Here is a 12,914-nt window from a genome sequence, read left to right on the forward strand (position 1 = left end):
ACGCCCCGTGGTCACCACGGTGGCGGAACCGGCTGAAGTGGGCCGACAACGGCATCGCTGTGCCTTTAGCGATCGCGGTCAAGGCGTGAGCGCTGAGGAGCATCCGCTGCATCACTACTTCCGGCGGGCGAAGGCCGATCAGCTGCTGTTCGGGGACGAGTACGCGTATGTCCAGGCGATCGGGGAGTCGCTCACTGCGCGGTGACGTCAGCTCCACTTCTCCACGAACGCCAGGGTCGCGGTGTTGGCGGTGTCGGGATCCGAGGCTGTGAGGAAGTGCTGGCCGCCGTCGACGATCTGCAGTTCGGCTGAGGGGGAGTCGGTGAAGCGAGTGACGCCGTCCTTGGCGTTGGCCACCGAGTACACCTGATCGGCCGTGCCCTGGAGCCACAGCACCGGGCAGGTGACGCCGTCGAGCCGGGCCTCGAGGCCGTCGCGGTCGCGGAGGTTTATGGAGGCTGTGCGCAGGCGGTGCCGGCCGTCGTCACCGCGATAGTTGATGCGGTAGGTGTCGAGCCAGAACTGCTTCTCCGCGTCGGAGACGTTCTCGCCGAGGCCGGCGGCGAGGACGCCCAGGACGAAGTCGTCGTCGACCACCCAGTCGTCGCCGACGGGGGCCGCCAGTGCGTCGATCGCCGGGCTGCAGAAGGCGGAGCCGTCCCAGCAGCCGCGTTCCATGCTGGCTTGGCTCTCGTAGTCCATCGAGGTCCCGACCACGACGATGCCGCGGATTGCATCGGGATCGAGCAGCGCCATCCGGGTGACGATCCAGCGCCCTGCGAGGTGCCCAGGGCGAAGGCCGTGTCGATACCCAGTGCGTCGAGGACCTGCAGGTTGGCGATCGCGCTGTCCCAGTAGGTGAAGTGCCGGTACCGCGAACGGGTGGCGCCGTGCCCGTACGGCTCGATCGCCAGCAGGTTCATCCGCGAACTGAGCGCCTCGTCAGCGAACTGCGGACGGTACAGCTCGACGGAGGTGGTGAACGAGTTGGACATCACCAGGGTGGGCAGGGAGGGGTCGTAGTCGCGGCCGAACCTGTAGCCGATGGTCGAGCCGCCCAGGTGCGGGATGTCGATGGTCTGCGTGGTCATGGCGGTCCTTCGTGAGGGGAAAACGGAGGTGTTGGTTGACAATAGGACGCGATCGACTCGCGCTGCTGATGAATCAACAGGTTGGCCGGGTCCGCCTGTGCGCGCTGCGGGAGGCGGAGGCCCGCCCTGACGGGCCTTGGTTCGTTAGCCACGCATACAAACTTGACAGTTGTGTAGTAGCCACTCTGCGGATATTGTCGCTGGCAGTCGGTGGCGTAGCCTTATCCCCCCTCGAGGTGTTGCCGGCTCCGCAACGATGCGGACTACGCTGACCGCCTTTGGTCGCGATCCTGCATCGTGCGCGACAGAGTCGCCGGCGGCCGCGGGCTCCCCCTCCGCGGCCTCGGCGACTCAATCGTCTTGAGCTCATCAGTCCCTCGGTGCCGACCCGGTGGCGTTTGAGAATCGGCTGCGAAACCAGCGCCCACGGAGGCAAGTCACCTATCGGCTTTCTGCCCCGTGCCCCGTCGGTCCTCGGCTCCCGGCGGCGTCATGCCGCGACGCACGCACGCTCAACAGGCTGGCGTGATGAACGCCTTGAGGTAGCCACCGGTCTCGTGCAGCAAGGCGTCCTTCCTCGACTTGGACAGCGGCCGGGGCGTGTCGGTCACGTATATGGGGCCGTCGAAGCACTGTTCGAGGTACATCCGCACTCTCGACACGTGACCCCAATAGGTCACCACCAGCAATGACCGGTACCCGCGCTCGCGGGCGATGCGGGTGGCGGCCGCGGTCTCGCCCTCGGTGGTGTCCACGTCGGGGGCAAAGCACTCGACGTCGATCCGACGACCGTCGCGGGCGAACACCGGGGTGGAGGCGCAGTAGGAGTCGATCGCCGCGGCGTATCGGCCGGTGCCACCGGGCGGCTGGGAGACGAGGATGTGGTCGGCCACGCCCATTTCTGCGAGGCTGCGGGCGTAGACATAGCGATCGTCATCGGCGCCGGCGACCACCACAATCGCGTCGACGCGCTCCGGTGAGTCGACCTGCGGAAACAGCACGGCGCGCGCCGCGGTCAGGCCCGTGACTAGCAGACCCACTACTAGGACAAGTGCAAGTACCACGATGATGCTGCGGCGTCGGGAGCGTGGTCTCACGGATACAGGCTACGGAGGCCTTCCGAACCGGGGGCACTGACGTCCGGCTGCCCCGAGCCCCCGTCTGTCGCGCACTCATTCCATGCGATCCATCTGGAAGGGCGAGGTCTCCTTTGGTCTGGTGAACGTGCCGGTCAAGGTGTATTCGGCGACGGAGGACCATGACCTGCACGCGCGGCAGGTCGATAAGAAGGATGGCGTCCGCATCCGCTACAAGAAGGTGCGGGACGACAATGGCGAGGAGGTGGAGTTCTCCGACATCGCCAAGGCGTACGAGTCGGAGGACGGCGAGATGGTCATCCTCACCAAGGAGGATCTGGCGAGCCTGCCGGTGGAGCAGTCCCACGAGATCGAGGTGACGGAGTTCGTCCCGGCGGATCAGGTGGACCCGGTGGCGTTCGACAACGCGTACTTTCTGGAGCCGGCGTCGCGGTCCAACCGGGCGTACGTGCTGATGCGCGAAGCGCTGCAGCAGACGGATCGGCTCGCCATCTGCACGTTCACGCTGCGCAACCGCACTCGCCTCTGCGCCCTTCGGGTGTACAAGGACGTGCTCATGCTGCAGACGCTGCTGTGGCCCGACGAGATCCGCCCGGCGATCCTGGAGGGCCTGGACAAGGAGGCGAAGGTCCGGCCGCAGGAGGTCAAGATGGCGGCGTCGCTCATCGAGACCATGGCGGCGGACTTTGAGCCGGAGAAGTACGAGGACGACTACCAGATCCAGCTCAAGGAGCTCATCGAGGCCAAGGCAGCCGGGGGAGAGGCGTTCACGGTCGAAGAGCGCGAGGAGGCGAGCGACGACGACGGTGACGACGAGTTCGCCGATCTGCTCGCCGCACTGCGAGCGAGGGTGAGGGACCGCGTTGGTGACGACGACGCTAAAGAGGATGACGATGGCGAGGAAAGATTTCCACCCCCGGCTGTGGGCTATCCGGGTGGTGGCAGTGGTTTTAACCTCGTGGTGTCGACGTCGGGAGCAAAGCACTAGATCTCGACGCCCCGCCCATCGAGTGCGAGGGGGGCGCGGCGGCGCAGAAGGACTCGAGAGCCGTGGTGGATCGGGACGTAAAGGTACGGCCCGTCAGCCGATTCTCGGCGAGAGGCTGGGCGTAAACGGATCGGCCGTCCCTAGCCCCCGTCACCACTACTATCGCGTCGACCTGCTCGGGATAGTTGGTCAAGGGGTGGAGCACGCCGCTGGCTGCGGACAAGCCCGCAATCGCCCTACCAGCAGGAAGAATGTCGCGACAACAATCGTTAGCCAGCGGAGACGGGGTCGTCGTCTCACGGGGACGGGACCACGTATCCCGACTGAGAACGAGTAGAGATGAAGCGGGCCCGCCGCGTGATCCGTTTCGGTGAAGCCATGTTCATCGTGTGAACGACGAGTGTTGAGGCGGCCCTCAGCAAAGTAGTGTCATCGTTTGACCCGATTCGCGTCCGCTGAACCGGGTCGCTTCCGTGTGACTGTCTAGAGGAAAGGACCCTGGAGTGGATCTGCGGGACCTGTTGTCCGTGCTCCGTGCCCGCTGGATCGTCATCGTGGCGGCCACACTCATGGGAGGGCTCCTCGGGTTGGGGGTGAGTCTGCTCACCACCCCCACTTACCAGGCGAAAGTCCAGTTCTACGTGACTGTGGCAGCGGGCGATAATGCCGCAGCTGCCTATCAGGGATCGCTAGGTGCGCAGCAGCGTGTGCAGTCGTACGCCGCGCTGGTCAAGAGCACGGACATTGCCCAGCAGGTGGTGGACGCTGCTGCGGCTGATCTCACCGCAAGTCAGGTGGCGAGCGCGACTGCAGCAACTGCCGACGCGAAGACGGTTCTTCTCAACGTCGCTGTGACGGATTCTGACCCCCAGCGTGCATTGCAACTGGCGCAGGGTTTCGGAGAAGTTCTCCCAGAGGCGATCAACGGTCTCGAGACCCCGGATGGCGGCGGAGCCGCACTGGCCAAGCTCACCGTGGTCAATCCTCCCGCTCTGCCTACAGATCCCGTGGCACCTAAGACCGAACAGAACGTGGCGATCGGACTCGTCCTGGGTCTGCTCGCTGGCGTCGGATTGGTTTTGCTTATCAACACGCTTGATCGCAGGGTCAAGTCGGCCGAGCAGCTGGAGGGGCTCGTGGGTAAGCCTGTGGTGGGGTCGATCCCGTTCCGTAAGAACGAGGACAAGGAGGAGGGGGCCGAGCACATCGTCCCGTTCCGGGAAGGACACTCACCGGCAGCGGAGTCCTTCCGGCGTCTTCGTACCAACCTTCAGTTCCTCAACGTAGATAGTCCCCCGCGGGTCTTCGTGCTGACCTCGTCGGTGGCAACCGAAGGCAAATCGGAGACGGCCGTCAATCTCGCGCTCGCGCTCGCCGAATCGGGCAACCGGGTCCTTCTCGTAGAGGCGGACCTCCGCCGGCCGCTGGTGGTCAACTATATGTCCATGCCGGACAAGGTCGGCCTAACCAATATCCTTTCGGGCCAGGCCGAGTTCGCCGATGTGGTGCAGGAGACGCGATACGACGGAGTCGACTTGCTGGCGTGCGGTCCACTGCCGCCCAACCCTTCAGAACTCCTCGCGTCGGAGGTCGCGCGTCAACTCTTCGAAGATCTGCGTCGGGAGTACGACTACGTGATCATCGATTCGCCGCCGTTGCTTCCTGTGACAGACGGCGCTCTCCTCGCCAGGATTACGGATGGCGCATTGCTTGTGGTGCGTGCGCATCGCACGACCGGTGATCAGGTCGCCCAAGCCGTGGACAACTTGGAGAAGGCAGACGCGACCCTGCTGGGCATGGTGACGGTGGCCAATAAGCCAGCCAAGAAGGGCTCTAGTGGCTACTACGATTCGTACTACTACTCTTCCAAGAAGTCATCGACGGCTGAGGAGGCTTGAGTGCCCGCTTCAGTGGATCGCAGTCTTTGTGCCAGGGAGGCCTTACGATGACGCGTAGCGATCGAGCAGAACTCCCAAAAATGTCAGTTCGACGATCTATCGGCCTTGGCACTTCGCAATGGATCGTCGTGGATGCCGTCATATGGACAGGCATGTTCATCGTGGCGCTGTGGATGCGATTCGATTTCTCAGTTGACGAGCTCGCTCGGTCCCTGGGGATGGGACGGTTCTACCTGATCCTCGGCGCACTGATCGCGCTGACTTGGGTGGTCGGGTGGCTCACAGGGCTGTATCGCGGGCGATACGTGCCCGGCAGCGTTCTCGAGTCCAGCGTCGTGACATTCGTCTTTGCCACGGCTGCAAGTGCTGTCTTCCTCGGACATATTGTGACCGGACAATACGACGGAGTTCCCCGGTCGACGCCCATCGTGACTGGGGCGTTTACGATCCTCGGCGCACTGGTCCTCAGGTCGCTGGTGCGACGGAAGAGATTGTTCGGCGCAGGGGTGACGGAGGGCGCGGAGCGCGCACTCGTATTCGGCGCAGGCGACGGCGGCCTACAGCTCGTTCGGCAACTGCGACGTTCTGAGGTATCTCAGTTCAACCCGGTTGGGATACTGGACGACGACGCCAGCAAGCGCCACATGGTGATCGAGGGCGTTCGCGTGCACGGTGGGCGGGACGAGCTCGAGGAGCTGGCCAGAAAGTCCGGTGCCACGACCTTGCTTCTCGCGGTTCCGAGCTTGCCAAGCGACGAGCTTATCGATATTCGTGACAAGGCAGAGGCTGCTGGACTGCATGTTCTAGTGCTGCCCCCGCTTGATTCCATGATGAGGGGCAGGGTCGCCGCTGATGAGCTTCGTGAGATCAATGTGAACGATCTTCTCGGACGGAAGCCAGCGGTCCTGAACCAGACGCAGATCGCAGGGTATCTTCGCGGGAAGCGAATTTTGGTCACAGGAGCTGGCGGCTCGATCGGCTCGGAGCTGTGCCGCCAGCTCAGTCGATTCCGGCCAGGCGAGCTCATGATGCTTGATCGGGATGAGTCAGGACTCCATTCTGTGCAGTTGTCGATCCAGGATCAGGCGATGCTGGATGGAGATGACACGATCCTCGCCTCGATTCGTGATCGGCAATCGATCATGGAGATTTTCGAGAAGCGGCGCCCCGAGATCGTATTCCACGCTGCGGCACTCAAGCACATGCCGCTGCTCGAGCACTACCCGCTCGAAGCACTGAAAACAAACGTTTTGGGCACCTTAAATCTTCTCGAAGCGGCCGAGAACAGCGGCGTTCAGACTTTTGTGAATGTCTCCACGGATAAGGCCGCGAACCCGTGTTCGGCGCTCGGGACGAGTAAGCGCATAGCCGAGAGGTTGACGGCAAAGGCTGCTGAGATCGGCAAGGGTAAGTTCGTGTCCGTTCGCTTCGGCAACGTTCTGGGATCACGTGGATCCGTCCTCACCGTTTTTGAGAAACAGATCGCTGACGGCGGGCCCGTAACGGTCACCGACCCGAACGTCAACCGGTTCTTTATGACCATTCCGGAAGCCTGCCAGCTGGTCCTGCAGGCCGCTGTGGTGGGCGAGACCGGTGACACGTTAGTCCTTGATATGGGCGAGCCGATCAAGATCGCAGACGTCGCCCATACCCTGATCGAGCAGTCCGGCAAGGACATCGAAATCGTCTATACGGGACTCCGCCCCAATGAGAAGATGGCTGAGGAGCTCTTCGACGACTCAGAGACGCCACACGGCGGGCAAAAGCACGAAGCCCTGTCCGAGGTGAAGGTCCCGCCAATCGATGCCGCGAGGGCGGAACTCGAGAGCCTGCCGGATAACGACGCCGCCAGGAGGTGGCTTGATACCCATGTTTACCCGGAGAAGACAGCCGCGAGGAGCTAGTTTCTGTGCGCATTCTTGCCGTCCACCGATACTTCTGGCCGGATACGCCGCCGTATGCTTCGTTCCTGCGCAGCATTGGGCAGCGTTGGGCTGCTGACGGCCACGACGTCGAAATATTGACTGCTCAGCCTTCGTACACATCCTCGTCGGGGGTGGGGACGCGTCCTTCCAAGGAGCGGCTAGATGACCTAGACGTGACACGCGTACACGTTGTTCCCGAGGGGGGACGAGTACCCGGGCAGTTGCTCAATCTGGTTGTCTTCCCGACGCAGATCGCGTGGAAGATTTTGACGGGTCCCCGTCGGGACATGATCATGTGTTCGACGGCACCTCAGGTGACGCTCGGACTCGCTGTATCCGCAGCGGCCCGACTTCGCGGATCCAAGTTCGTGTATCACTGCATGGACCTCCATCCCGAGATCGGCCGTCTGTCTGGCGAGTTCGCCAACCCTGTCGCGTTCAGACTTCTGTCTAAAATGGACCAGATCACCATGAGTCGAGCAGACACGATCATCGTTCTATCGCAGGATATGAAGGCTGCGGTGCTGGCCCGGGATGCGTCCTTGGCCTCGAAGATCGAGGTCATTAACAATTTCGCCCTGCCGGACAACCCGGGGTCGGCTTCATCGCCGCTCGGGCCAGCGGATCCCGGAACTCTACGGGTCGTCTTCACCGGCAATATCGGCCGGTTCCAGGGACTGGAAACCGCGGTATACGCGGTGCGCGACCTGTCTGCGGGCACGCCTGTGGAACTTGTATTCATGGGCGAGGGAAAAGCGAAAGAGTCACTCGTCGCTGCGGCTCAAGCCATCGAAGGCAAAGACGATCGCACGATCACATTCCTCTCACATGGCTCCGCGGCAGAGGCTAAAGCCCTGATGAGGACCGCGGATCTCGGACTCGTGTCGCTGGTTCCCGAAGTCGTTAAGTACGCATACCCCAGTAAGACGGCGACGTACGCCATTGAGGGCCTTCCCCTGTTGGTCGCGTGTGATCAGGACAGCGAACTAGCACGGACCGTTCAGGGGCAAGGACTGGGACTTTCGGTACCAACTGGTGATGTGAACGCAATGGCTCAGGCGATTGAAACCGCGCGTCAGCAACTGGCAGTCGACGGAGGTAGAGGATGGAGGAACTCCATCATGGACTATGCGGCAAGCGTGTTCGACGAACAAACAGTTCTCGAGCGGTGGTCGCGCCTCGCGAAATCCAAAGAATATGTGAAGGGGAGTAAGCCAGTGCCGGATGTTGCGATCATCGTGGGAGCACCACGGTCGGGGACCAATATGCTCCGTGATGTTCTGACATCACTGGACGGTTTCGCGACGTGGCCGTGCGACGAGATCAATCTGATGTGGAAGCACGGCAATCTCGACGTACCCCACGACGAGTTGACCCCGGAGCATGCTCGCCCCGAGGTCGTGAAGTATCTGCGTAAGCAGTTCCAGAAGATCGGCCGGAAATACGGCGCGCATACGGTCGTAGAGAAGACCTGTGCCACCTCATTGCGTTTGGGCTTCGCCTCGACGGTCTTCCCCGATGCGAAGTTCATATTTATTCGTCGGGATGGGGTCGACGCGGCCCCGTCAGCGATGAAGCGGTGGAACGCGCCTTTCGACGCCAAGTACACGCTCAAGAAGGTTCGGTGGGTACCGCGCCGCGATCTGCCGCGACACTTCGCTGACTTCGCCTCAAAGAAGCTAGCTCAGCGCCGTGCGCGGGAGACCGGACGAGATGACGCGGATCTCAAGGTCTCGACATGGTGGGGCCCGCGCCCGGCGGACTTCCGGAACATCCAGCGGGACCATTCACTGGACGAGGTCTCCACAATGCAGTGGAAGCGATGCGTCGACCGTACGATGGAAGACCTGCCTGGGATCCCCGCGAAGCAGGTGCTTGAGGTGGTGTACGAGGACTTTGTCCAAGACCCAGTGCCGGAACTGTTGCGGATTCTAGAATTTCTAGGGCACCCGGAAGCAATGCGCGAGAAAGCAGTGGCAGGCGTATCCGCAGGGAGCATTGGGAAAGGACGAGCCCAGCTCGGCCCCGATACAGCTGCAAGGCTGGACGAGATTGCCGGATCGACGTTGAAGAAGCTCGGCTATGCGTGAGGAAAAATATCCAAGTATACCCAGAGGCCTATCAAGGCGTCAGGAAGCACTGAAGAGAACATTTGACCTTTGCGTAGCTGTTCCAGGTTTCATTATTACGTTTCCGCTTGTGCTGTTAGTAATCTTAATTGCGACAATCGACACGCGAGAGTGGGGAATCTTCTCGCAGTCCAGGATCGGCCTCGGGGGGAAACCGTTTCGAGTGCACAAAATACGCTCAATGAAGACATCTAAAACTCGAACAACGACCGTTACCGTGAAGGACGACCCGCGGATAACGAAATTCGGATCGATCGTTCGAAGTTCAAAGCTTGATGAACTCCCGCAGCTCTGGAACGTCATTGTCGGTGAGATGAGCCTAGTTGGCCCTCGGCCGGATATGGCGGGATGGGCAGATGCTCTTGAGGGGGACGATCGCGTAATTCTCTCCGTAAGGCCGGGAATCACTGGTCTGGCATCGGTCGTCTTTAGAACAGAAGAGGAGATCCTGTCCCAGCAGGAAGACCCCGATGAGTACAATGCGGCCGTTCTATGGCCCGAAAAGGTGAAACTCAATGCGCAATATGTCGAGAACTGGTCGGTCGTTTCCGATATTAGGCTGATGGTCCAAACTGTATTTGGAACGCGTGACGGATAAAGTTCCCGCTGTAGGTAGTTCTAGGCCAATCGTCGCTATGGCTAGAGAAGTTATTCAGTAGGACGCAAATTCGACGCTAATCGAGAGGTATAAGCATGAAGGTAATAGTGCTGGATCCCGCCGTGGACAACGTCAATGCTGGCGACGAGATCATTTCAAACTCAGTTCAAAGTATTTCCAAACTCGGACCCAATGATGTCACACGGCTGACAACACACCGTATGCTGCGGGCTTCCGAAAGAAAGCTCGTTTCAGATGCGGATCTGGTGATTCTTTCGGGTACGAACGCACTCAGCTCGAGGATGGAGAGATTTCGCCAATGGTTTGTGGATCCGGACTTGGCCCTACGTATGAGCAACAAGTTGCTTCTGCTGGGCGTTGGGTGGTGGCAGTATCAGCAGCCGCCCAATATGTATACGCGCGCGCTTTTTCGCCGAATCCTTACAGATAGACTGCCGCATTCAACAAGAGATCAGTACACGTCTGACCGCATATCGTCACTTGGTTTCGGGAATCTGATGACAGGTTGCCCAACTATGTGGAACCTTGACGACAATTGCCAGAGGGCTCTCGGAAGTAATGACCGCGCCCTTATAACGGTCACTGACTATAAGCGCCAAGATCCTGAAATTGATCGAAGGTGGATAGCGGTCGTAAAGGAGAACTACTCGCGCGTCGAAATTGTCGGCATGGGGCCCGGCGACGAAAATCACTTTAACCAGCTAGGTATCTCCGGGGTGGAATGGAGGGGGCAAGGGGTTGATGCCTTGGAGGCGGCACTGCCGGGTGCGGACTTCATTGGTACACGTTTACACGCGGGTGTAAGGGCGCTCCAGCGGGGTAGGCCTGCCGCCATACTGGCAGTGGATAATCGCGCAGTCGAGATATCAAGAAGCACTGGCTTGAATGTTGTTGATCGGGCCGACACTTTGGGAATTCATCGCGCAATTAGATCAGGGGATGCTCCTCCGCCGTTAACGCTGAATAAGGCCGCGGTCGATCAGTGGCTACAGGAGTTCGAGAAGGCAGTCGGGTAGCTGCGGCGCGAGTTTCACTGTCAGCGAACAACTGCGAGGCAGTACTAAAATTTGCGTTGGTCCCTACATTCTTGTAATCGACTCGGTATGGTTTTTTGGCATGATGATTGGGCCCTCATTCAGCTCGGCGTTACGCTCGCAGTGTTTCCCGACTTGGCTCAATCCGGCGTGGTCGAGATCATCATGACGCGTCTGCCTGCACCGATAGGACCTCGGGAGCCAGTTTTTCCGCACTGAGCGGGTGGCGTGGGGGTGGCCGGTAGATTCGGCTGGTGTGAGCCCGTATGTCCGGACCGTCAAAACCGCCTCGGGCGCTATCGCGGTCCAGGTGGTCTTCTCGGAGAAGCGCGGGGCCAAGAAGCTCGAGCACGTCGGTTCTGGCAGATAGCACCAGTTGGAACTGCTGGTCTGGGTATTTGGTACTTCGGTTCTGGGGACTTGGTGTGTTATCTCGGCACATCGTGGACACCGGATCTCACCTCTTCGGTGACAGCCGATCTCACGACTTCGTGTGTCCTGTCTCATCACATCGAGTACACACGATCTCATGACATCGTGGACACGCTGTCTCACCACATCGTGCACAGGGATCGGCGTGGGCTGGGCGAGAGTCACGGCCATGTCCAACTCACTTTCGCCCCGCACGCGAGCTTCGATCATCAACTACGACCCGACCCAGCCACACGCCTTGACTGTGACCGAGTTCTGCCGGTCGGTGAAGATCTCGCGCAGCGTCTTCTATAAGGTGCGCACCCGCGCGGCTCAGGAGTCAACAGCGGCGCTGCATCCTCGCTCCAGGGCACCCCAGTCGCCGGCTCGGCGGTACGGCCCCGACGTGGTCAACGAGATCGTCAGGATTCGCAAGCAGCTCAAGAAGGACGGATGGGACTACGGTCCACGCTCGATCCATTACGAGGCCGCGATGCAAGACGCTTTCCCCGGCGAGCTCATCCCGTCGGTGGCGACCATCGCGCGGTTGTTGTCCGCTGTCGGGCAGGTCGACCCGGCGCCGAAGAAGCGCCCGAAGTCTTCCTACATTCCGTTCGTCCGTGCGACGGCGAGGGCGCTGTGGCAGCTGGACGCGTTCGAGTATCGACTCGCTGACGGGCAGACTGCGACCGTCTATCAGGTGCTCGACGATGCGACCCGCTACGACGTCGGATCGTGGGCCCATACGCGCCACGAGAACAGCATCGACGCCAAGCATGTGCTCGAGGAGGCAATCAATCGGCACGGTGCGCCTCAGGAGCTGCTGTCGGATAACTCGTCTGCCTTCAACCAGCTGCGCGGTGGCACGATCGGGAATGTAGAGGTGTTCCTCGCCTCGCGGGGCACCATGCCGATCACCGGGCTGCCGGGCAGGCCCACCACGCAGGGTAAGAATGAACGCTCGCACCAGACGATGACCCGATTTCTGGACGCGAACCGTCCAACGGCCCCGTCGAGGCCATCAACGGACGCCTCGAACACCTGCGAGGAATCGCTCTGGGCTTCCGCAACCTCAAGCACTACATCTTGCGGTCACTGATCCACTCCGGCCAGCTCCAGGATCGGATCAATGCACTCTAAATCCGGAAGGGCCAGCAAAGGCACCAGGGCGCGGGACCCGGGAACCCTCCGCTGGCCGGACTCTCGACGGGCGACGCGGAATGCCGCCATCCGCTCCTCGGTGACCTGCACGGCCCCGAGGCCTTCTTCCGCGAGCCACCGGCTGACCTGGCCGAACTCCTTGAGCATGTTCGGGATCGTGTCGGGCGTATAACCCCTCTGTTCCAGCCAAGCCCGATAGCCCTCCACATACGCACCGAGTCCCCCGGGCCTCCTGCGTGTACCTGACATAGCACTCGCCTCCTTCACAGGAGCACGGTGCCCCCACGAACGAGAGTGCCCTCAGCCTGAAACTATGCCGAGCTCCGAACGGCGGGACAGCCCGGGATCCCGACGCCAGCAGGGAACCAACGCCGCCCGGTTGCGACCCTCGGCATAGTCGCAGCATCGGCATAGGTCGATCTATGCGGATATCCACATAGGTCGACGAGGTCGGCTACATCCCGTTCGACTCCGACGCCGCGAACCTGTTCTTCCAGCTCGTGGCCCACCGCTACGAGCAGGGATCGATCCTGGTGACCTCGAACATGCCCTTCGGCCGGT

Annotated in this window: 9 protein-coding genes and 3 pseudogenes; 9 read left to right on the top strand and 3 right to left on the bottom strand. The window is 61.2% G+C overall.

Annotated features, from left to right (window positions below; translation table 11 throughout):
- Positions 1-207 precede the first annotated feature (207 nt).
- Together AC3DE3_RS16165 and AC3DE3_RS16170 are read right to left on the bottom strand one after the other, a co-directional pair.
- Complete coding sequence (locus tag AC3DE3_RS16165) at positions 208-756, bottom strand: alpha/beta fold hydrolase (RefSeq protein ID WP_488370661.1); 549 nt, start codon at positions 754-756, stop codon at positions 208-210.
- A gap of 847 nt (positions 757-1,603) precedes the next feature.
- Entirely contained in the window at positions 1,604-2,188 is a 585-nt protein-coding gene (locus tag AC3DE3_RS16170) for a YdcF family protein (protein ID WP_488370662.1), read from the bottom strand.
- An 82-nt stretch (positions 2,189-2,270) separates the two neighbouring features.
- On the opposite strand from AC3DE3_RS16170, the gene ku reads away from it, so the two are divergent.
- From ku to AC3DE3_RS16210, 8 genes and pseudogenes are all read left to right on the top strand, one after another.
- A complete protein-coding gene (gene ku, locus AC3DE3_RS16175) occupies positions 2,271-3,176 on the top strand; it encodes a non-homologous end joining protein Ku (RefSeq protein WP_488370663.1) in 906 nt (301 codons plus the stop codon).
- Between the two features lie 503 nt (positions 3,177-3,679).
- On the top strand, positions 3,680-5,074 hold the full coding sequence (locus tag AC3DE3_RS16180) for a tyrosine-protein kinase domain-containing protein (protein WP_488370664.1): 1,395 nt from the start codon (positions 3,680-3,682) through the stop codon (positions 5,072-5,074).
- 128 nt (positions 5,075-5,202) lie between these two features.
- On the top strand, positions 5,203-6,978 hold the full coding sequence (locus AC3DE3_RS16185) for a polysaccharide biosynthesis protein (RefSeq protein ID WP_488370665.1): 1,776 nt from the start codon (positions 5,203-5,205) through the stop codon (positions 6,976-6,978).
- A gap of 5 nt (positions 6,979-6,983) precedes the next feature.
- Positions 6,984-9,089 carry a sulfotransferase gene (locus tag AC3DE3_RS16190; protein ID WP_488370666.1) on the top strand — a complete coding sequence of 702 codons (2,106 nt, stop codon included), beginning with the start codon at positions 6,984-6,986 and terminating at the stop codon, positions 9,087-9,089.
- On the top strand, positions 9,082-9,726 hold the full coding sequence (locus tag AC3DE3_RS16195; RefSeq protein WP_488370667.1) for a sugar transferase: 645 nt from the start codon (positions 9,082-9,084) through the stop codon (positions 9,724-9,726). Before AC3DE3_RS16190 ends, AC3DE3_RS16195 begins: the two co-directional genes overlap by 8 nt.
- Before the next feature lie 95 nt (positions 9,727-9,821).
- Positions 9,822-10,763: a polysaccharide pyruvyl transferase family protein gene (locus AC3DE3_RS16200; protein ID WP_488370668.1), complete on the top strand. Its 942-nt coding sequence runs from the start codon at positions 9,822-9,824 to the stop codon at positions 10,761-10,763.
- A gap of 619 nt (positions 10,764-11,382) precedes the next feature.
- Positions 11,383-12,195: pseudogene (locus tag AC3DE3_RS16205) on the top strand (DDE-type integrase/transposase/recombinase); the annotation flags it as partial.
- Positions 12,192-12,332 (top strand): annotated as a pseudogene (locus AC3DE3_RS16210) (transposase); the annotation flags it as partial. The pseudogenes AC3DE3_RS16205 and AC3DE3_RS16210, both read left to right, overlap by 4 nt.
- Here AC3DE3_RS16210 and AC3DE3_RS16215 read toward each other — a convergent pair.
- Positions 12,285-12,500: a hypothetical protein gene (locus tag AC3DE3_RS16215; RefSeq protein ID WP_488370669.1), complete on the bottom strand. Its 216-nt coding sequence runs from the start codon at positions 12,498-12,500 to the stop codon at positions 12,285-12,287. The pseudogene AC3DE3_RS16210 and the gene AC3DE3_RS16215 sit on opposite strands and share 48 nt — an antisense overlap.
- Before the next feature lie 293 nt (positions 12,501-12,793).
- Here AC3DE3_RS16215 and AC3DE3_RS16220 point away from each other — a divergent pair.
- A pseudogene (locus AC3DE3_RS16220) lies at positions 12,794-12,914 on the top strand (ATP-binding protein); the annotation flags it as partial.

Source organism: Dietzia sp. IBK-p2-16D, from assembly GCF_057773085.1.

What these genes read in the sequence shown, in the direction of transcription:
- AC3DE3_RS16200 (WP_488370668.1), top strand. Translation starts at nt 9,822, where the DNA reads ATGAAGGTAATAGTGCTGGATCCCGCCGTGGACAACGTCAATGCTGGC.
- AC3DE3_RS16215 (WP_488370669.1), bottom strand. Translation starts at nt 12,500, where the DNA reads ATGCTCAAGGAGTTCGGCCAGGTCAGCCGGTGGCTCGCGGAAGAAGGC.
- AC3DE3_RS16165 (WP_488370661.1), bottom strand. Translation starts at nt 756, where the DNA reads ATGGCGCTGCTCGATCCCGATGCAATCCGCGGCATCGTCGTGGTCGGG.
- AC3DE3_RS16195 (WP_488370667.1), top strand. Translation starts at nt 9,082, where the DNA reads ATGCGTGAGGAAAAATATCCAAGTATACCCAGAGGCCTATCAAGGCGT.
- ku (WP_488370663.1), top strand. Translation starts at nt 2,271, where the DNA reads ATGCGATCCATCTGGAAGGGCGAGGTCTCCTTTGGTCTGGTGAACGTG.